Source organism: Vibrio sp. YT-19(2023) (assembly GCF_033337395.1).
In genome coordinates this window covers 1-553 of record NZ_JAWOQN010000963.1, presented here as the reverse complement: position 1 = coordinate 553, position 553 = coordinate 1, and the positions used below count along the sequence as shown (strand labels likewise).

1 protein-coding gene is annotated in these 553 nt (G+C 48.5%); it reads right to left on the bottom strand.

Annotation, left to right across the window (positions count from 1 at the left end):
- Positions 1–553 (bottom strand): SLC13 family permease (locus tag R7E78_RS29445; RefSeq protein WP_318059059.1); only part of this gene is annotated, 553 nt, incomplete at both ends.

Sequence of the window (553 nt, the reverse complement as noted above, 5' to 3'; positions counted from 1 at the left end):
CACGAGGTATTTCAGAGCAATCGCGTTTGGTGGCGTACCGATTGGCGTCCCAATACCACCGATGTTCGCAGCAACAGGAATACAAAGCGCGAATGCAATTCGCCCCGGGTCTTTAGGCCCAAACACGGCGATAACTGGCGTTAATATCGACAACATCATCGCGGTGGTCGCGGTATTCGACATAAACATCGAGAATATTGCGGTGATCAGCATCAGGCCTAACATGACAAACTTAGGGTTTTGCCCAAACGGCTTGAGCAACACCCTAGCGAGGTTCACATCCAAACGATATTTGGTTGCGGCCATTGCTAAGAAAAAACCACCTAAAAACAGCATGATGATTGGGCTTGCAAAGGTAGCCATGATTTCGTGATATTGCAGTAGTTCGCCAAAATGAGGCTGCCCTTCTTGTGTTCGAAACAAGACAATGCCTTTGTTCGAAATGAGCAATAACTCAAGCACGATGATCACCACCGACGTGGCAAAAATCGGAATAGGCTCGAACACCCAACAGAGCGCAGCCAGCAAAAAGATCGCGATAACTCGCTGTTGG